The organism is Paraburkholderia sp. CNPSo 3076 (genome assembly GCF_026343935.1).
Lineage (GTDB): Bacteria > Pseudomonadota > Gammaproteobacteria > Burkholderiales > Burkholderiaceae > Paraburkholderia > Paraburkholderia nodosa.
The window spans coordinates 89850-107309 of sequence record NZ_JAPMAL010000006.1 but is presented as its reverse complement, the minus strand read 5'-3'; the positions used below and the strand labels follow the sequence as shown (position 1 = coordinate 107309).

Genomic DNA, 17460 nt, shown 5'->3' with positions numbered 1-17460 from the left:
GCTGGCGGCGCGCGGATTAGATGTGTCGTGGTACGTTGTCTGATGACATTCTAAGCTCGGCTGTCGAGGGAGCCAATGTCGTGTTTACCCTGCTCCGGAACGGGAATCATAACCGATAAAGCTCGAATTGGCGCGCCTGCAGCGCTCTTTGTCTGGTACAGGTGCCTGCCGCGGGTGGGCGGCGGCGATGAACTGGCGTATTATGGTTGTACGATGACTTAACTCACTGCAACGATGCTCGGAGACGATATGCAAATCACTGGCGACATGCTCATTGGAGGCCGCGCGGTGCGCGGCTCGGAAAAGCCGCTCGCGGCTTTCAATCCCGCCACGGGCGAAGCGATCCCCGCACCGGCCTTCGGCAGCGGCACGGCCGCCGACGTCGACGCCGCCTGCAAGCTCGCCGCAGAGGCGTTCGACGCCTACCGCACGCTACCCCTCGCCGTGCGCGCGGCGTTCCTCGAACGTATCGCCGACGGCATCGCCGCGCTCGGCGACGCGCTCACCGAACGCGCCCACGCGGAAACCGGCCTGCCCAAGGCGCGCCTCGAAGGCGAGCGCGGCCGCACCGTCGGTCAACTCAAGCTGTTCGCACAGGAAGTGCGCCAGGGTCTGTGGCTCACGCCCACGCTCGACGCCGCCCTGCCCGAACGCAAGCCGCTGCCGCGCGCCGACCTGCGTCTGCAGAAAATCGCGCTCGGCCCGGTCGCCGTGTTCGGCGCGAGCAACTTCCCGCTCGCGTTCTCGGTGGCGGGCGGCGACACGGCCGCGGCGCTGGCGGCGGGCTGCCCGGTCATCGTCAAGGCGCACGGCGCGCACCTCGGCACCTCGGAGATGGTGGGCCGCGTGATCCAGCAGGCCGTGCAGGAGATGGGACTGCCCGAGGGCGTGTTCTCGCTCATCGTCGGCGCGGGGCGCACCGTGGGCGAGGCGCTCGTTGCGCACCCGGCCATCAAGGCCGTGGGCTTCACCGGCTCGCGCGCGGGCGGCACGGCGCTCATGCGCATCGCCGCGAACCGGCCTGAGCCCATTCCGGTCTACGCGGAAATGAGCAGCATCAATCCCGTGTTCCTGCTGCCCGAGGCGCTCGCGGCGCGTGGCGCGGCCATCGCGCAGGGCTTCGTCGATTCGCTCGTACTCGGCGCGGGTCAGTTCTGCACGAATCCGGGTCTGGCAATCGGCATCGAGGGTCCGGCGCTCGACCAGTTCGCGCAGGCCGCCGCGCAGGCGCTGGGCGTCAAGCCCGCGCAGACCATGCTCACGGCGGGCATCCATGCGGCGTATGAAGAAGGCGCGCGGCGGCTGGCCGAAACCCAGGGCGTCAGCGCCCTCGCGCAAGGCCAGAGCGCGAGCGGCCCGAACCAGGCGTTCGCCGCCCTCTTCGTGACGGACGCGCAAACCTTCCTCGCGCAGCCCGCCCTCGAAGACGAAGTGTTCGGCCCGGCCTCGACGCTCGTGCGCTGCAAGGACGAAGCCGAACTGCTCGCCGTGGCCGAGCACTTCGCGGGCCAGCTCACCGCGACGATCCAGATGGACCGCACCGATGTGCCCGCCGCGATGCGCCTCGTGCCGATACTCGAACGCAAGGCCGGCCGCCTGCTCGTGAACGGCTTCCCGACCGGCGTGGAAGTCACGCACGCGATGGTGCACGGCGGCCCGTTCCCGGCCACCTCCGATAGCCGCGCGACGTCGGTTGGCACGAGCGCGATGGAGCGCTTCCTGCGGCCGGTGTGTTATCAGGACTTCCCGGCCGAGCTGCTGCCGCAGGCACTGGCGGACGCCAATCCGCTCGATCTCTGGCGGCGCAAGAACGGCGAGATGATGCGCGGCTGAGTTGCCTCATCAGCGCCTTTCACGCATCGCAAATGAAAACAGCGGCCATTGGCCGCTGTTTTTCGATGCACGCTACGCGCTGCAACGCGCTATGCCTTTTCGCCCGACTCCGCCGCCGCGCGGCGCAGCCGCTCGCGGCTGCTCGACAGATGCATGCGCATGGCCGCGCGTGCGCCTTCGGGATCGTGACGGGCGATGGCGTCGAAAATGCTCTCGTGCTCGCGGTTCACCAGCTCGGCGTAAGCCTGCGGATCGCGATGCGCGATGCCAGCCGAATCGACGCGACGGCGCGGGATCAACGCCGCGCCCATCTGCGTGAGGATGTCGACGAAATAGCGGTTGCCCGTGGCGCGCGCCACCGAGATATGGAAGTCGAGGTCGGCGCCCGAGCTGTCGCCGCCCGTGCGGATGACGACGTCGAGTGCGTCGAGCGCGGCGCGCATGCCCGCCAGGTCGCGCTCGCTCGCACGCTGGGCGGCGAGGCCCGCGGCCTCCGTTTCGAGACTGATGCGCAGCTCCAGCACAGAAAGCACATCGTCCAGCGTGCTGGCCGGGACGACGTCGAGATCGAGCGGCTCGCGGCGCGGTTCCAGCACGAAGCTGCCAATGCCGTGACGCGTTTCGATCACCGACATGGCCTGCAGACGCGAGATGGCCTCGCGCACCACCGTGCGGCTCACGCCCAGTTGCGTCATGAGGTTGCTTTCGGTGGGCAGCTTGTCGCCGGGCTTGAGCGCGCGCGTGGCAATCTGCGCGCTGATGAAGTTGACGACCTGCTCGGCGAGATTGCGGCTACGCGCGGCGATGGGCGTGGCAAGCGACTCCGCCATGTGGATCTCCTTGGCTCGATATGCGTGCGTAAGTCATGTTGCATTATACGTTGTCGGACAACCACCGGAAAAGCACGCACGCATGCGACCAGGGACATCCTACGACCGCATGATGGACGCCACCTGTGGAGGCCCGGACACCACACGAAATCGCTCCGTGAACGATCCTTACTTTATTTCGCATTCCGATGCAATTCGCGACGCGCCGACCCGCGGGGAGAAACGCACATCGTTGTGTTAGCAAACATATCGCACTGCAATAATCCGGCGAATTTATTTGCACATCCTGGCTGCACAAGTCGGCGTTCTCCGATAATCTCCTCCAAAAGGTGCGCGCCCGGCCGTTTTAGACAATGAGAATCCCCCACGGACGACGCCTCAACTGATATCGAATCGCAACGCGTTTGTGTCGTTACCATCCGCAACGAGGGAATCATTGAGAACCCGCATCGTCCTCCTCATCCTTGCGCTCGCGCTGCCATGGGCGCCGCTCCTCGCGGCGCCGCCCGCCGAGCCCGCGCCTGACACGATGCAGGCCCGCGTGATGGGTTGCGCGGCCTGTCACGGCGCACACGGCGAAGGCACCGACAACGACTACTTCCCGCGTCTCGCGGGCAAGCCGGCGGGCTATCTGTTCAACCAGCTCGTCGCCTTCCGCGACGGCGGCCGCAGCTACCCGCCCATGAACTATCTGCTGGCGTATTTGCCCGACGCCTACCTCAAGCAGATCGCGGAATTCTTCTCGCAGCAGCACCCGCCCTATCCGCCGCCCGCCAAACCCACGGTCGACGCGGCCACGCTCGCGTTCGGTAAAACGCTCGTCATGAACGGCGACAGCAAGCGCAATGTGCCCGCCTGCGCAGGCTGCCACGGCGCCTCGCTCACGGGCATGCAGCCGGCCATTCCGGGCCTCGTGGGCCTGCATGCGAACTACATCAGCGCGCAGCTCGGCGCGTTCCGCTACGGCACGCGCCGCGCCGCTGCGCCCGACTGCATGCACGACATCGCCACCCGTCTCGCCGACCGCGACATCACCGCGATCGCGGCCTGGCTCTCGTCGCAACCCGCGCCCGCCGATACGACGCCGGCGGCGGCCTCGCCGCTGCCGCTCGCGTGCGGCAGCGTCCATAACTAGCCGGGGCCTCGACGTGCGCAGACTTCGATCCCTTCTCCCGTCATCGTCAAAGCCACTCGCGACGCGCCTCTCGCTCGCGGCCGCCACGCTCTGCATGGGCGCCGCGGTCGCGCTCGCACAAACGGCCGCGCCCAGCGCGAACGCAGCGGACGCGGCGAGCGCCGCCGCGGCGGCAGCCACGGCCAACGCGAAGCCGGTGGCGAGCAACGCCGAACTGATCGCGCGCGGCGAATATCTCGCGCGCGCCGGCGACTGCATTGCGTGCCACACCGTGCCTTCCGAGCAGATGTTCGGCGGCGGGCGTCCGATGGAAACGCCGTTCGGCACGCTCTACACGCCGAACATCTCGTCGGACAAGACCTTCGGCATCGGCTCGTGGACCGCCGACGAGTTCTACCGCATGCTGCACGAGGGCAAGTCGCGCGACGGCACGCTGCTCTATCCGGCCATGCCGTTCGCGTCATACACCAAGGTCACGCGCGCGGACTCGGACGCCATCTTCGCGTACCTGCTCTCCACCCAGCCCGTGCGCAAGGAGAACCGCGCGCACGACCTGCGCTTCCCGTATAACAAGCGCGCGCTGCTGCTCGGCTGGCGCACGCTGTTCTTCCGCCAGGGCGAGTTCAAGCCCGACCCGAAGCAGTCTGCCGAATGGAATCGCGGCGCCTATCTCGTGGAAGGCCTCGGCCACTGCACGATGTGCCACACGGCCATCAACGCGCTGGGCGGCAACTCGGCTTCGAAGGAGTTCCAGGGCGGTCTGATTCCCGTGCAGAACTGGTACGCGCCCTCGCTCACGTCGAACCGCGAAGCGGGCCTCGGCGACTGGAGCATCGAGGACATCGTCGATCTGCTGCACGCAGGCGTGTCCAAACGCGGCGCCGTGTACGGGCCGATGGCCGAAGTGGTCTACGACAGCTTCCAGTACCTCACCGAAGACGACGTGCGCGCCGTGGCCGTATATCTGAAGTCGCTGCCGGGCCACAACAACGAAGTCGACAAGTCGCCCAAGAGCACTTTCGCAACGGAGGAAGCCGCCCGCCTCGTGCCGCTCGGCAAGAAGATCTACGAGTCGCAGTGCGCGGTGTGCCACGCGACCGAAGGCCAGGGCAAGCCGCCGCATTTCCCGCCGCTCGCCGACAACCAGTCGATCCAGATGAACTCGGCCGTGAATCCCATCCGTATGGTGCTCAACGGCGGCTATGCGCCGGGCACGCGCAAGAACCCCATGCCCTACGGCATGCCGCCCTTCGCACAGTCGCTCTCCGATGAAGAAGTAGCGGCCGTGGTCACGTATATCCGCACGGCGTGGGGCAATCACGGCTCGCCGGTTTCCGTACACGAAGTGAACGCGCTGCGTTCCGCGCCGCTTTTCTGAGGCTGCGATGATCGAAACTCCCGTACCCGAACAACCGGGCGAGCGCCCGCAACATGAACAGGTCGACGAGATCGTGGCCAGCGGCCCGGGCGGCGCGCTCGCGGTAGCGGGCATTGCCACGGCGATCGTGGCCGCGCTCTGGTTCATCTTCTACTTCGTCGTGTTCCTGCCGCGCGGCATCATCCAATAGCTCAGACAGACAAGAAAAGGCCGGCCTCATGTCGAATCCGCTCGATAACCATGCCAGTGCCGAAGTCGCCGCGCGCGTCGAGCGCCGCTGGGCGACGGTCATGGTGGCGTTCGTCTCCCTGCTCGTGGCCGTGGTGGTGTTTACGGGCCTGCACTGGGCCATGATGCCGCCCTCGCGCGTGGAACTCGTCAATCCGGAAACGCTGCACGTGTCCGGCGAATTCGTCGAGTCGAACCTGGGCAGCGCCGTGGAAACCGACGGCTCCGTGACGGTGCGCATTCTCGCCCAGCAATACTCGTTCACGCCGCAATGCATCCTCGTCCCGGCGAACACGCCCATTACGTTTCGCGCGACGAGCGCCGATGTCGTGCACGGCTTTCTCGTTACCGACACCAACCTGAACTCGATGGTCGAGCCGGGCTACATCTCAACGTTCCGCACGACCTTCGACAAACCCGCCGACCACCTCATGCCGTGTCACGAATACTGCGGCACTGGCCACCAGGGCATGTGGGCCCACGTGAAGGTCATCGACAAGGACGCCTTCATGCAGATGGCGAACCAGGCAGGCAATTCAGCGCGGAGACTCAGCTGTGTTAAATAACAAGCGACTCGTACTCGCCCACTTCTGGCTCGCGTTCATCGTCTTCGGCGTGGCGCTGCTGCTCGGCGCGTGGCAGATGTTCGTGCGCAGCCCGCTGCATCCGTGGCTCAACGACCCCGAGCTTTACTACCGCTCGGTCACGGAGCACGGCACCGTGATGGGTTACGTGTTTCCCACGCTCATCGCCATGGGCTTCGGCTACGCGGTCAGCGAACTGGCGCTCAAGCGCCCGCTCGTGGGCGTGAAGTGGGCCTGGCTCGGCTTCATCCTGCTCGCGCTCGGCGCCGTCACGGCCTCGGTGCCCGTGGCACTCGGCCTCGCCTCCGTGCTCTACACCTTCTACCCGCCGATGATCGGCAACGTGTTCTATTACCTGGGCGTCGTGCTCGTCGTGGTGGGCTCGTGGGTCTGGGTCGCGCTGATGGGCGTGAACACCGCGAAATGGAAGCGCGAGAATCGCGGCAAACCGCTGCCGCTCGCCATGTTCGCGACCACGGCGGGCGCGTATCTCTGGGGCTGGACCGCGGTGGGCGCGGCCATCGAAGTGCTGTTCCAGATCCTGCCCGTGGCCTTCGGCTGGCGCAATACGATCGACGCGGGTCTCGCGCGCGTGTTCTTCTCCTGGACCCTGCACGCCATCGTCTACTTCTGGCTCGTGCCCGCCTATATCGCCTACTACACGATCATCCCGCGCGCGATCGGCGGTCGGCTCTACAGCGACGTGATGGCGCGCATCTCGTTCATCCTGTTTCTCGTGGTGGCCATGCCGATCGGCCTGCACCACCTCTTCACCGATCCGCAGGTGGGCTCGGGCTTCAAGTTCGTGCAGTCGGTGTTCACGGCGCTCGTCTCGGTGCCCACGCTGCTCACCGTGTTCACGATCTGCGCATCGGTCGAAATCGCCGGGCGGCTGCGCGGCGGCAAGGGCCCGTTCGGCTGGATCGCCAAGCTGCCGTGGCAGAACCCGCAAATGCTGGCCGTGGCGTTCTCGTTCGTCATGCTCGGCTTCGGCGGCGCGGGCGGGCTCATCAACATGAGCTACCAGCTCGACCAATCCGTGCACAACACGCAATGGATCACGGGCCACTTTCACCTGATCTACGGCGGCGCGATCGTCATCATGTATTTCGCCATCGCCTACGACCTGTGGCCGCAGATCACGGGCCGCGCGCTCAACAACTGGCGCCTCATGCGCTGGCAGTTGTGGCTGTGGTTCATCGGCATGATCGTGACGACCTTCCCGTGGCACCTGGTCGGCCTCATGGGCATGCCGCGGCGCATGGCCTATTACGACTACAGCGACCCGGCGCTCGCGGGTCAGGGCGCGCTCGTGGTGCTCTCGGCCCTTGGCGGGCTGATCCTCGTGATCTCGGCGGTGCTGTTCTTTACCGTGCTGCTCCAGGGGCATCGCAGCGAGGCGGCCGCGCCCGAGGAATATCGCTTCAGCAAGCCGGTGCACGAGTCGGCCACGCTGCCGGTGGCGCTCAATAGCTTCGGGCTGTGGGTCGTGCTGATGATCGCGCTCACGATCACCAACTATGGCTACCCGATCGCGCAACTGCTGACGACGCCCGAAACGGCCGTGCCCGCGATCCCGATTGGAGCACAGCGATGAGCGACGAACGCCTGTTCTCGTTTCGCAATGTGTGGTTTCGCGCGGGCGTGGGCACGGCGATCGTCGTGTTCGTCGTCTCCGTGCTGATCGGCTTCATCTGGCTGCCTTCCGCGAAGAGCGACCCGTATTTTCAGGGCATCTGGACGGCGATCTGCAGCGCGGCCGGCGTGCCGCGCGAGTGGCACCCGGTCGGGTCGGCGGTGCCGCCGGGCTACCAGCTGAGCCAGGTCGAACTGACGCCGCACATGCTCGACGGCGCGACGACGCTCTCGGTTGGCCGCGGCGCGACGCTCGGCTTGCGCTGCACGATGTGCCATGGCCCGCGCGGCATCAGCATGGCCAATTCGCCGAATCTGGCGGGCCAGTTCGCCATCGTGGTCTTCAAGGAACTGCACGACTTCCAGACCGGCGCCCGCCAGAACGCGGTGATGTCGCCCATGGCGCGCGATCTGTCCGACGAGGACATGCGCGACCTCGCCGCCTACTACGCCTCGCTGCAGCCGATCGCGCACCTGCATGGCGGCGCACCCGCCATCGTGGCGCACGGCGCGCCGCTGCGCAATATTCCCGCGTGCGCGGCCTGCCATGGCGGCGTGGACAGCAAGATCGGCAGCCCGTGGCTCGACGGCCTGCCGGCCGCGTACACCAAGGCGCAGTTGCTCGCGTTCGCGAACGGCACGCGCCATAACGACATTTCCGAGCAGATGCGCAACATCGCGCGCAACATGACGCCCGAGGAAATCGACGCCGCCGCCGCCTGGTACGCGGGCGAAACGCCGCCGAAGCAACCCTGAACCCAACCACGCGGGGCTTGCGGCGGTATGCAAATTGCGCGCCCTGCACGTCCCTCACCCAACCTCGCGGAGCGACATCATGCAAAAGACGGCATCGGCAATATGGCACGGCGGCATCAAGGACGGACAGGGCACGATCTCCACGCAAACCGGCGTGCTCAAGGAAGCGCCGTATGGCTTCGCCTCGCGCTTCGAAGGCGGTCCCGGCACGAACCCCGAGGAGTTGATCGGCGCGGCGCACGCGGGCTGCTTCACGATGGCGTTCTCGCTCTTTCTCACCCAGGCGGGCTTCACGGCCGAGAGCATCGAGACGAAATCGACCGTCACACTCGACAAGGTGGGCGAAGGCTTCGCCATCACGAGCTGCCAGCTCGACATGACCGCGAAGATTCCGGGCATCGATCAAGCGAAGTTCGACGAGCTTTCGAAGGGCGCCAAGGAGAACTGCCCGGTGTCGAAGCTCTTCGCCAACAACGCGAAGATCACGCTCAACGCGAAGCTCGTTTGAGAGGCTGTCATGGCCGTCCCCCATGCCGCGCCGGGTGAGGTCTTCGACGTGCGTCCGCTAGGCGGCGCGCTCAAGAACGCGAAGTCGACTACCCTGATCCGCGCGCAGCAACTCGAAGTCATGCGCATCGTGCTGCCCGCGGGCAAGCGCCTTCCCGAGCACAGCGTGCCCGGCGAGATCACGGTGCAGTGCGTGGAAGGCGTGATCCGTTTCTTCGTAAACGGCGACCCGCGCACCATGCACGCCGGCGACATGCTGCTGCTCGGCGGCGGCGAAACGCACGCGCTGGAAGCGCTCGACGACGCCTCCGTGATCGTCACGATTCATCTTGCCCATGGGGACAAGTAAGGGTTAGTGCAGCATCCGCCACAAAAAAGGGCGTGTCCTGGCGAATGCCGGACACGCCCTTTTACTTGTCGAAGACGGGTTGCCCCGCCTCGCTCATTGCTTCGACGGCTGCGGATCGTCGTTGAGCGTCTTGAGGAACGCGATGATGTCCTGAATGTCGCTTTGCGTCATCGCCGGCTTGTCGCCGAACTTGCGGTCGAACGGCGCATCGGTCACGTCCACGTTCTTCTGGAACTGCGGCGGAATATCGTCGTACTTGTCGATCTTGCCGTCGGGGCCGTGCGGATAGAACTTGCCCGGGTCCGTATTGCGATCGTTGTAGAACGCCATTACGTCGTCGAGGTTGTGGTACACGCCGTTATGGAAAAACACCGTGCGCGTGGCCGAATTGCGCAGCGTGGGCGTGAGGAACATGCCGCAGTACTGCGTCTGGTCCTTGAAGTCCAAGCGGAACGGGCCGCATACGCCCATATCGAAGAAGTGCGGGTCCTTGTTCTGCGCGAGCTTGTTGTTGCGCGGCACGCCCAGCGCCTCGTACTGGTAGTCGGTGAACATGGGCGGCAGGCCGTCCTTGCCGGGCTTCGAGAGGTGGCAGCCCGCGCAGTTCGCCTTGTTCGGGTCGTTGAAGAGGCGCAGGCCGCGCAGCTCGGCTTGCGAGAGGCGCGCATGGCCTTCGAGCCAACGATCGTACTTGCTGTTATAGGGATGGAACGACTGATCTTCCACCTGGTAGCGCGAGATCGCGAACATCGCCTCCGCGACGGCCAGCTTCGGGTCGCCAAAGATCCGGTCTCCGAACAGTTCCGTGAAGTGCTTCGCATACGGCGCCTTTTCGAGCTTCGTCGCCACCTGTTCGATGCTCGTGTTCGCCATTTCCACGGGATTGAGCAGCGGGCCATACGCCTGCTGCTGCAGCGTGTCGGCGCGGCCGTCCCAGAACAGGCCGCCCTGCGGCACCATCTCCGCGGAAGTCGATGCGCCGCCCGCCACCTTCTGCGACTTCACGACGTCGGCTGCGGCCGTGGCCTGCTGGGCGACCGTCGGCGCGTCGTCGGCTTCACCCTGGTCGGGACCGATGCTGAAGTTCGGTTGACGGTACAGATACATGAGCGAAGGCGGCGGACGATAACCCTGCTGGTTCATCGCGAGGCCGCCTATCTGCACGTCGTGCCCATCGGGAGGACCGTAGGAACGATCGGGGCTATGGCACGACGCACAAGACTGCTGACCGGAGCCCGAGAGCGCCGGATCGAAGAAAAGCTGCTTGCCGAGCTGCGCCATCGCCGAAAGCGGTGCGACTGGCGGGCGCTGCAGCACCACCGGGTGCGGATTCGCGCCCGTCGGGTTCTCGACGACCTCGCCCACGGCATCGGGCACGTTGGCAGGAAACGCCACGGCGTAGGCGCAAAAAACCAGTGCGCCGACCGCGATCACGGCGGCGGCAGCGCGCAGGACGAGCCGCGTGGGGCTCGCCGCGCTGCGCGGTTTGGGTGAAGACGGTGTAGGCGAAGTGGAAAGCTCGGACATGATGCGATCTTTCTTTGCGTAATACCACGAGAAGGAAAAGCCGAACGCCGCGAGCACCCAGCGAACATCGAAGCTGGCGCGCAGCGCGGCGAGAGCCACACGACGTGACAACGGCGCGAGGCCGGCCGCCCTGCACGCGCGCGACTTGCGCGTGCCGACGGTCGAACCTCGCGCCGGCCGTCGATCAAATCGCGGCGCGCACCAGTGCGCCCTGCCGCCGCGGCGTTCAGACGGCGCCCATCCATCCTGCCGACAGGCCCCAATGCGCCTTACATCAGAGCGAGCGCATTACAACATCGCAGGATGACTACACGGCGACCGTTTAATTTCCAAATACTTTCAGTTATTTTCAGAATCGAAAGAATCGCTGGAGGGACGGTGTGTGCAGGGTCCTGGATTCGGCCCTGGATTCGGTCCGTGCGCAGGGGCCGGGATTGAGCCGATTGCACTCCTTGGGGCGCGAGCTATAACTGAAAGCACAGTGCGGATGTTCTCTGCGCCCGCGCGCCCTTCTTCTTGCGCCGCGCCGCGCTGTGCCGCCCCCGAATGCGTGGGCGCGCTTCCTTCGTGAGCAGTGAGCTAAGACGTTCGGCAGCCGTGCGCTGCGCGCAGGCATCCCGACTTTCCAGATGAGTGTGCGACTTAAGGCTTTGCGTCTTGCTCGCGCGCACCTTCGCCGCGGAGCCACTCCGCCGTTATCCCGCAGTGACTTCGTCATTGCCGCGAAGGCGCACTCACGAACTCGAGAAAGGAGGTTGATATGACATTACGCCTGGCATTGATCGCCACATGCGTGGCGGCCGTGACAGCCGTTGCGCCCGGCACGGCGCGCGCGAAGGACGAACCCGTTTCGCAGGAGCGCGCGCATCAGACGATGACCGACGACGCCGATGCTTCGGCTCAGGCCAGCACCGATATGTCGTATGGCGGCACGCCCGATACGCACAGCGCCTCAGGCCATCGCACGGGCAAGATGTGCTGGCCGCGGCCCGACTGCGACGTGTTTTTTGGTCACTGACCCGCGCCCGGTGAGCGAGCGCCGATGAACCTGAGGCGGCGGCGCGCAAGATCCGCCGCCCTCGCCTCTCACACTTTCAATGCCTGCGCGCGGGCTGGCCGCCGCGTTACGCGCGCCGGGCGAAACCCACCGCGCGCCACGTGAACAGCGCGCCCGCCAGCATCAGCAGGCTCGTGCCGAGGAACACGGCGCGCATGCCCAGATGCCCGCCGACGAAGCCGCCGATCAGCGGCCCCAGCACCTGCCCCGCAAACTGCGCCGATACCGAATAGCCGAGCACGCTGCCCGCGGCATGGTCCGGCGCGTTGTGACGAATCACGGTCGCGATGCACGGCAGCAGCGCCGCGAGCGACACGCCCATGAGAAAGCGCAGCGCGACGAGTTGCCAGCCCGCCGTGACGAACGCCTGCGGCACGAGCAGCAATGCCGAGGCCGCCAGCGCCACGACGATCACTTTTGCGTGCCCTGCACGGTCCGCCACGCGCCCGAGCCGCGAAGCCGCGACGATGCTGCCGAGCGCCGCCGCCGACATCGCGAGGCCCGCGACGAAGGTCACGCGCGCGGGGTCGTGCACGAGCGTCGCCACATACACGGTGATGATGGGTTCGATCGACATGTTGGCGAGCATCAGCAGCATGCCGGTCACGAGCATGGCGACGATCGGGCGCTTGTTGGGCAGCGCCGACCAGCCGCCCTTCTGCGCCGCATGCGCTACGCGCGCGGGGCGCGGCGCTTCCTTGACGAACACGCAGGTCGCGATAAAGGCCGCGAAGATCGTCGCGCCCGCCACCCAGAAGGTGGCGCGCAGGCCGATGAGCGGCGGCAGCGTGCCGCCCAGCAGCGGCCCGATCAGATTGCCGGCCATGATGCCCGACGACAGCACGCCGAGCGCCCACGCCGAGCGGTGACGCGGCGTTTGCGTAGCGACGAGGATGGTCGAGCCCGACGAATAACCGCCCGCGAAACCCGCGAGCAAACGCAGCGCGACGAGTTGCCAGATATTGCGCGACATGCCGATGAGCGACATCGTGATCGCCATGCCGAGGCTCGCGCGCACGAGCATGGGCTTGCGGCCGTAGCGGTCGCCGAGGCGCCCCCACACGGGAGCGACGAGCGCCGCCGTGAAGAACGTCGCGCTGTACGCAATACCCGACCACTGCACAATCGCCGCGTGGCCGCACACGCCCAGTTCCTCCACGTAGAGCGGCAGGAACGGCAGCATCAGCGTCATCGCGACGAGCGTCGTGAACGAGCCGACCACGCAGACCGCGAGATTGCGCCGCCAGTGTTGCTCGACATCGGCGTCGTGCGGGTTTCCGGGTAGCGCTTGCTGCGTGTGGGAGATGGCAGGCGATGGCGTAGATGAAGATGCGGAAGTCGAATCGGACGCCCCGGCGCGATCGCGAGGCGGATCGTCGGGGTCTTCTGCGCGGGAGGTCATCGGCGGATCGAGGCAGCGGCGGGCTACGCGCTTCGCCCGCTCGCCGGGTGAAGTCGCAAGGCACCTACGTTAAGCGAAGCGCGCCGCGCCTGTCAATTTTTTAAGCGTCCGCCGAAGATGGGCGCTCAGGCGCCGGCCGATGTTACTGGCGCGAGGCGCGCAGTTCGTTTGCCGCTATTGCACGGCGGTCTGCAGCAGCCCCACCACGCGCTGCAGCGGCACGAGCACTTCGGCGTCGATGCCATAGAGCGGGCCGAGCGTCTGCGAGACGTCGCGATAGTCGAGCCGCGTGTGCCCTTCGTTGTCTTCCCAGATCACCATGCGCAGCGGCAACTCGACCGCCGCGTGAGGGTTGGCCGCCATGACGGGCGTACCCGCCTTCGGATTGCCGAACAGGATGAGGCGCGTGCGGCGCAGGTTGAGCCCGGCGGTCTCGGCGGCTTCGCGCTGGTCGACGTCGGCGAAGATATCCGCGCCTGCCTTGGCCAGCGCGGTCTTCAGGCGCGCGATCGTCGTGTCGAAGTCGTGGGCGCTCTTGAGCGCCAGCACGGACGAGGGATGTTGCCCGTATTCGGCCATGACAGACTCCTCCTATGGCGCACGGCCCGCGCGAATGCGCGATGCATGCAACGGCACTTTATCCCAGAATGCACAGCGGATGATCCAGGGCGCGCGCGGGGAGGAGTCAGGCGCACGGCTACCCGGCATGCGTCTTCTTCGCGCCATGCGACTCGGCGGCATGCGCTGCGTGGCGGGACCACGCACGCCACCATGCCCACGCCGCGCCTGCCGAGAGCACGGCGGCGATCAGCAGATTCACGCGCATACCCGCGCCGATCGACGCGCGCCCCGCGATCATGGCGCCCGCCACGGCCACGCCGAGCGCCGCGCCGGTCTGCCGGGCGGCGTTGAGCACGCCGGCGGCGATGCCCGCGCGGCCCTGATCGACCGTCGCCATGAGCGCCGCCGTGGCCGCAGGCGTGATGAGACTCGCGGCAAAACCGATGGCCGGCAGCGGCAAGGCCAGCAAGTCGTATCGCGCCGTCGCGGCGTACGCTGCCGCGCCGAGATAGCCCGCGGCCGCGAGCAGGCAGGCGAGCGCGACGAGCGCGCGCGGGCCGAGCCATGCCACCGCGCGCCGCGAAAGCAGACTGCCGATCGGCACCACCACGGTGAGCGGCAGGAAGGCGAGACCCGCGCGCAACGGCGCGTAGCCGCGCTCCTGCTGGAGATACAGGCTGAGTCCGAATAGCAGACCGTAGAACGTGAACGCCGAAATCATCGAGACCAGCACGGCCGCGCTGAACACGCTCTCGCGGAAGAAGCCGAGTGGGAGCATTGGTTGCGCGCGGTGCTTTTCGAGCGCGACGAAGGCGATCGCCGCCCCACCCGCCAGCACGAGACCGCCCGCGACGAGCGGCGCATGCCAGCCGTGCGCTGGCGCCTCGATGATGGCGGCATTGAGCAGCGCCAGCGCCGCGATGGCCGCCGCCTGGCCCGCGAGATCGAGCCGGCGTGGCGCGCCTCTTCGCGGCTGCGGCGCCACACGCGCGGCCATGACGATGCCGGCGAGGCACACCGGCACGTTGAGCAGAAAGATGCTGCGCCAGCCGACGAGCCCGATCAGCACGCCGCCCAGCAACGGGCCCGCCGCCATCGCGACGCCGCCGAGTCCAGCCCACACGCCGAAGGCGGCCGCGCGCTCGCGCGCGTTCGCGCACGCGCCGTTGATGAGCGCCATCGAGGCGGGCACGAGCAGCGCCGCGCCCAGGCCCTGCAGCACGCGTCCGAGCGTGAGCAGCGCGAGGCTCGGAGCGGCGCCGCACAACGCCGAGGCCGCCGTGAAGACCGCGAGCCCGGCCATATAGACCCGGCGCGCGCCGAGCCGGTCGCCGAGCGTGCCGCCCGACAGCAGCAGGCTCGCGAAGGTGAGCGTATAGGCGTTCACGACCCATTGCAGGCCGGCCACGCCGCCGGCAAGGCTCGCACCGATGCGCTCCAGCGCGACATTGACGATCGAGGTGTCGAGGATCACCACGACATAACTGATGCTCGTGGCCCAGAGCACCCGGCGTTGCTGTTCGCGGCTGTGCGTATCGTGCGTCTCGTGTATCTGCATGGGCTCCCCCGCTACGCCGGCGCGCGTTGGGCGCCGGTCACGAGCCCAGTATCGGGCGCACGGCAGTGCCGATGCTTCGATGCGTGTCGAAACATGCGACCCGGCTCGCGCGCTACGCTATGCGTATGTCCTGGAGAAACGCATGAATGGCATGAACACGCACCCGAGGGTGTCCGCCACGGCCTTCCTGATCGCCGACCCCGCGCGCGCCGCGATGCTGATGGCGCTCGCCGATGGCCGCGCGCTGCCCGCCGGCGAACTGGCTTACGCGGCCGGGGTGACCGCGCAAACCGCGAGCAGCCATCTGGCGAAGCTGCTGGATGGCGGGCTGCTGGCCGTGGAAAAGGAAGGCCGCCACCGCTACTACCGGCTCGCGGACGCCCAGGTCGCCACCTTGCTCGAAAACCTCGCGACGGTCGGCGCGCGCGCACCGGTGCGCCGCAAGCCGCTGGGCCGCGAGGCGCGGGACCTGCGCTTCGCGCGCTGCTGCTATGACCATCTCGCGGGCCAGGTCGGCGTGGCAATCACGGAGCGCCTCACGGATGCGGGGCTCATCACGGCGCAAGCGGACAAACGCTTCGCGGTGACACCCGCGGGCGAGACATGGTTCGGCGAACTCGGGCTCGACGTCGCCGCGCTCAAGCCGGGGCGCCACGGCATTGCGCGTCAATGCCTCGACTGGACCGAGCGCCAGCATCATCTGGCCGGGCCGCTCGGCGTGGCCTTGCTCACGCTGCTGTGCGAACGCGGCTGGATGCGGCGTTCGCGTGCGTCGCGCGCGGTGCAGGTCACGCCGCGCGGCTGGCTCGATCTGCGCGAGCGGCTGGGCCTGACGCCCGACCTGTTAGCCGCCCACGCAGATGATTCGAATGACTAACGAATTGCACTTCGTCACGCGACGAGAAACCGCTGCGCGAGCCGCACCCAGCACGCCGCGCCGAGCGGCAGCACCTGGTCGTTGAAGTCGTAGCCGGGGTTGTGCACCATGCAGCCGCCGAACTCCCCTTCTCCGTTGCCGAGCAGCAGGTAGCAACCGGGCACCGCATTGAGCATCCAGGCGAAGTCCTCGCTGCCGTTCAAGCCCTTGGGCGCCTGCATGACCACGTTGTCCTCGCCCACCAGCTCCGCGCAGACCTGCTGCGCGAGCGTGGTTTCGTCCGGCGTGTTGACCATCGGCGGCGTGAGCTGCCGGTAGTCGATCAGCGCCTCCACGCCGTGTGCCTGGGCGGTGAGCGCCACGATCTCACGTACGCGCGCTTCCACGAGCGCGCGCGTTTCGGCGCGCGCCGCACGGATGTTCAGCCCGAGCGTGACCGTCGCCGGGATGACGTTGTGGGTCGCGCCGCCGCGAATGTAGCCCACGGACACCACCGCGGATTCGTCGGGCGCCACGTTGCGCGCGACGATGGTTTGCAGCGCCGTCACGAGCGCCGCCGCAGCCACGATGGGGTCCTTCACGCGGTGCGGCATCGCGCCGTGGCCGCCCACGCCCTTGAGCGTCACGTCGGCCACATCCGATGAAAGGCTCACCGCCCCCGGCAGCACGCGAAACGTCCCGGCCGGCACGCCCGGCATGTTGTGCAGCGCGTAGACCGCATCGCAGGGAAAGCGCTCGAACAGACCGTCTTCGATCATCGCCTTCGCGCCACACAGGTTCTCTTCGTCGGGCTGGAAGATCAGGTTGAGCGTACCGTCGAAATCGCGCCGCTCCGCCAGCGTTTTCGCGGCGGCGAGCAGGATGGCCGTGTGGCCGTCGTGGCCGCACGCGTGCATCTTGCCGGGCGTCTGGCTCGCGTACGGCAGACCCGTGTTCTCGACGATCGGCAGCGCGTCCATGTCGGCGCGAATGCCCAGGCGCCGCTTGCCGCTGCCCACTTTGAGCTGCCCCACCACGCCGCTCTTGCCGATTCCCGTATGCACTTCGTAGCCCCACTTCTCCAGCAGCATGGCGACGAGCTTCGCCGTAGCGCCCACTTCGAAGCCTAGTTCGGGCTGCGAATGAATCTGGCGGCGAATGTCGATGAAGGTCCCGGCGTCGATCTCGATCTCGGGCAGCAAAGTGGGCAGCAACTGGAACGGCGTGAGCGACGGTTCACGTTTCATGAGGATTCCGTTAATCG

General features: G+C 67.2%; 17 protein-coding genes. 11 read left to right on the top strand and 6 right to left on the bottom strand.

Translation table 11 applies throughout. From position 1 onward, the window contains the following. The first annotated feature begins 249 nt into the window (after nucleotides 1–249). On the top strand, nucleotides 250–1833 hold the full coding sequence (locus tag M3A49_RS09005) for an aldehyde dehydrogenase (NADP(+)) (RefSeq protein WP_254357629.1): 1584 nt from the start codon (nucleotides 250–252) through the stop codon (nucleotides 1831–1833). 89 nt (nucleotides 1834–1922) lie between these two features. Here M3A49_RS09005 and M3A49_RS09000 read toward each other — a convergent pair whose 3' ends face one another. Then, nucleotides 1923–2663, bottom strand: a complete 741-nt coding sequence (locus M3A49_RS09000; RefSeq protein WP_266228379.1) for a FadR/GntR family transcriptional regulator — start codon at nucleotides 2661–2663, stop codon at nucleotides 1923–1925. A 406-nt stretch (nucleotides 2664–3069) separates the two neighbouring features. Here M3A49_RS09000 and M3A49_RS08995 point away from each other — a divergent pair, with 406 nt between their 5' ends. The 8 genes from M3A49_RS08995 to M3A49_RS08960 all read left to right on the top strand — a co-directional run bounded on the left by M3A49_RS08995 (nucleotide 3070) and on the right by M3A49_RS08960 (nucleotide 9235). Continuing rightward, nucleotides 3070–3798, top strand: a complete 729-nt coding sequence (locus tag M3A49_RS08995; RefSeq protein ID WP_416338939.1) for a c-type cytochrome — start codon at nucleotides 3070–3072, stop codon at nucleotides 3796–3798. A 94-nt stretch (nucleotides 3799–3892) separates the two neighbouring features. Continuing rightward, on the top strand, nucleotides 3893–5176 hold the full coding sequence (locus tag M3A49_RS08990; protein WP_266228503.1) for a c-type cytochrome: 1284 nt from the start codon (nucleotides 3893–3895) through the stop codon (nucleotides 5174–5176). A 7-nt stretch (nucleotides 5177–5183) separates the two neighbouring features. Further along, complete coding sequence (locus tag M3A49_RS08985) at nucleotides 5184–5366, top strand: hypothetical protein (protein ID WP_266228378.1); 183 nt, start codon at nucleotides 5184–5186, stop codon at nucleotides 5364–5366. 28 nt (nucleotides 5367–5394) lie between these two features. Continuing rightward, nucleotides 5395–5970 carry a cytochrome C oxidase subunit II gene (locus M3A49_RS08980; protein WP_266228377.1) on the top strand — a complete coding sequence of 192 codons (576 nt, stop codon included), beginning with the start codon at nucleotides 5395–5397 and terminating at the stop codon, nucleotides 5968–5970. Further along, nucleotides 5960–7585, top strand: coding sequence for a cbb3-type cytochrome c oxidase subunit I (locus M3A49_RS08975; RefSeq protein WP_266228376.1), 1626 nt, complete (start codon nucleotides 5960–5962; stop codon nucleotides 7583–7585). The genes M3A49_RS08980 and M3A49_RS08975 overlap by 11 nt, the downstream gene beginning before the upstream one ends. Beyond that, nucleotides 7582–8379, top strand: a complete 798-nt coding sequence (locus M3A49_RS08970; RefSeq protein WP_266228375.1) for a c-type cytochrome — start codon at nucleotides 7582–7584, stop codon at nucleotides 8377–8379. Before M3A49_RS08975 ends, M3A49_RS08970 begins: the two co-directional genes overlap by 4 nt. Nucleotides 8380–8458: 79 nt before the next feature. Further along, complete coding sequence (locus M3A49_RS08965; RefSeq protein WP_266228374.1) at nucleotides 8459–8887, top strand: OsmC family protein; 429 nt, start codon at nucleotides 8459–8461, stop codon at nucleotides 8885–8887. Between the two features lie 9 nt (nucleotides 8888–8896). Next, nucleotides 8897–9235, top strand: a complete 339-nt coding sequence (locus M3A49_RS08960; protein WP_254357626.1) for a cupin domain-containing protein — start codon at nucleotides 8897–8899, stop codon at nucleotides 9233–9235. A gap of 93 nt (nucleotides 9236–9328) precedes the next feature. Here the strand turns inward: M3A49_RS08960 and M3A49_RS08955 are convergent, their stop codons facing one another. Continuing rightward, the gene (locus tag M3A49_RS08955) at nucleotides 9329–10762 is read right to left on the bottom strand and encodes a cytochrome-c peroxidase (protein WP_266228502.1); all 1434 of its coding nucleotides are present in this window, start codon (nucleotides 10760–10762) and stop codon (nucleotides 9329–9331) included. 760 nt (nucleotides 10763–11522) lie between these two features. Between M3A49_RS08955 and M3A49_RS08950 the strand changes: the two genes are divergently transcribed. Continuing rightward, on the top strand, nucleotides 11523–11780 hold the full coding sequence (locus tag M3A49_RS08950; RefSeq protein WP_035514085.1) for a hypothetical protein: 258 nt from the start codon (nucleotides 11523–11525) through the stop codon (nucleotides 11778–11780). 106 nt (nucleotides 11781–11886) lie between these two features. Here the strand turns inward: M3A49_RS08950 and M3A49_RS08945 are convergent, their stop codons facing one another. From M3A49_RS08945 to M3A49_RS08935, 3 genes are all read right to left on the bottom strand, one after another. Further along, entirely contained in the window at nucleotides 11887–13221 is a 1335-nt protein-coding gene (locus M3A49_RS08945; RefSeq protein ID WP_266228370.1) for a multidrug efflux MFS transporter, read from the bottom strand. Nucleotides 13222–13395: 174 nt separating this feature from the next. Next, nucleotides 13396–13800: a DUF302 domain-containing protein gene (locus M3A49_RS08940; RefSeq protein ID WP_266228369.1), complete on the bottom strand. Its 405-nt coding sequence runs from the start codon at nucleotides 13798–13800 to the stop codon at nucleotides 13396–13398. A 118-nt stretch (nucleotides 13801–13918) separates the two neighbouring features. Further along, nucleotides 13919–15340: an MFS transporter gene (locus M3A49_RS08935; RefSeq protein WP_266228368.1), complete on the bottom strand. Its 1422-nt coding sequence runs from the start codon at nucleotides 15338–15340 to the stop codon at nucleotides 13919–13921. 142 nt (nucleotides 15341–15482) lie between these two features. Here M3A49_RS08935 and M3A49_RS08930 point away from each other — a divergent pair, with 142 nt between their 5' ends. Continuing rightward, nucleotides 15483–16217 carry a helix-turn-helix domain-containing protein gene (locus M3A49_RS08930; RefSeq protein WP_323183126.1) on the top strand — a complete coding sequence of 245 codons (735 nt, stop codon included), beginning with the start codon at nucleotides 15483–15485 and terminating at the stop codon, nucleotides 16215–16217. 14 nt (nucleotides 16218–16231) lie between these two features. Here M3A49_RS08930 and M3A49_RS08925 read toward each other — a convergent pair whose 3' ends face one another. After that, nucleotides 16232–17443 (bottom strand): M20 aminoacylase family protein, encoded by a 1212-nt coding sequence (locus M3A49_RS08925; RefSeq protein ID WP_266228367.1) that lies wholly within the window; start codon nucleotides 17441–17443, stop codon nucleotides 16232–16234. Nucleotides 17444–17460 lie beyond the last annotated feature (17 nt).

What these genes read in the sequence shown, in the direction of transcription:
- M3A49_RS08945 (WP_266228370.1), bottom strand. Translation starts at nt 13,221, where the DNA reads ATGACCTCCCGCGCAGAAGACCCCGACGATCCGCCTCGCGATCGCGCC.
- M3A49_RS08930 (WP_323183126.1), top strand. Translation starts at nt 15,483, where the DNA reads ATGAATGGCATGAACACGCACCCGAGGGTGTCCGCCACGGCCTTCCTG.
- M3A49_RS08955 (WP_266228502.1), bottom strand. Translation starts at nt 10,762, where the DNA reads ATGTCCGAGCTTTCCACTTCGCCTACACCGTCTTCACCCAAACCGCGC.
- M3A49_RS08925 (WP_266228367.1), bottom strand. Translation starts at nt 17,443, where the DNA reads ATGAAACGTGAACCGTCGCTCACGCCGTTCCAGTTGCTGCCCACTTTG.
- M3A49_RS08990 (WP_266228503.1), top strand. Translation starts at nt 3,893, where the DNA reads ATGGGCGCCGCGGTCGCGCTCGCACAAACGGCCGCGCCCAGCGCGAAC.
- M3A49_RS09000 (WP_266228379.1), bottom strand. Translation starts at nt 2,663, where the DNA reads ATGGCGGAGTCGCTTGCCACGCCCATCGCCGCGCGTAGCCGCAATCTC.
- M3A49_RS08965 (WP_266228374.1), top strand. Translation starts at nt 8,459, where the DNA reads ATGCAAAAGACGGCATCGGCAATATGGCACGGCGGCATCAAGGACGGA.
- M3A49_RS09005 (WP_254357629.1), top strand. Translation starts at nt 250, where the DNA reads ATGCAAATCACTGGCGACATGCTCATTGGAGGCCGCGCGGTGCGCGGC.
- M3A49_RS08970 (WP_266228375.1), top strand. Translation starts at nt 7,582, where the DNA reads ATGAGCGACGAACGCCTGTTCTCGTTTCGCAATGTGTGGTTTCGCGCG.
- M3A49_RS08960 (WP_254357626.1), top strand. Translation starts at nt 8,897, where the DNA reads ATGGCCGTCCCCCATGCCGCGCCGGGTGAGGTCTTCGACGTGCGTCCG.
- M3A49_RS08985 (WP_266228378.1), top strand. Translation starts at nt 5,184, where the DNA reads ATGATCGAAACTCCCGTACCCGAACAACCGGGCGAGCGCCCGCAACAT.
- M3A49_RS08935 (WP_266228368.1), bottom strand. Translation starts at nt 15,340, where the DNA reads ATGCAGATACACGAGACGCACGATACGCACAGCCGCGAACAGCAACGC.
- M3A49_RS08950 (WP_035514085.1), top strand. Translation starts at nt 11,523, where the DNA reads ATGACATTACGCCTGGCATTGATCGCCACATGCGTGGCGGCCGTGACA.
- M3A49_RS08980 (WP_266228377.1), top strand. Translation starts at nt 5,395, where the DNA reads ATGTCGAATCCGCTCGATAACCATGCCAGTGCCGAAGTCGCCGCGCGC.
- M3A49_RS08940 (WP_266228369.1), bottom strand. Translation starts at nt 13,800, where the DNA reads ATGGCCGAATACGGGCAACATCCCTCGTCCGTGCTGGCGCTCAAGAGC.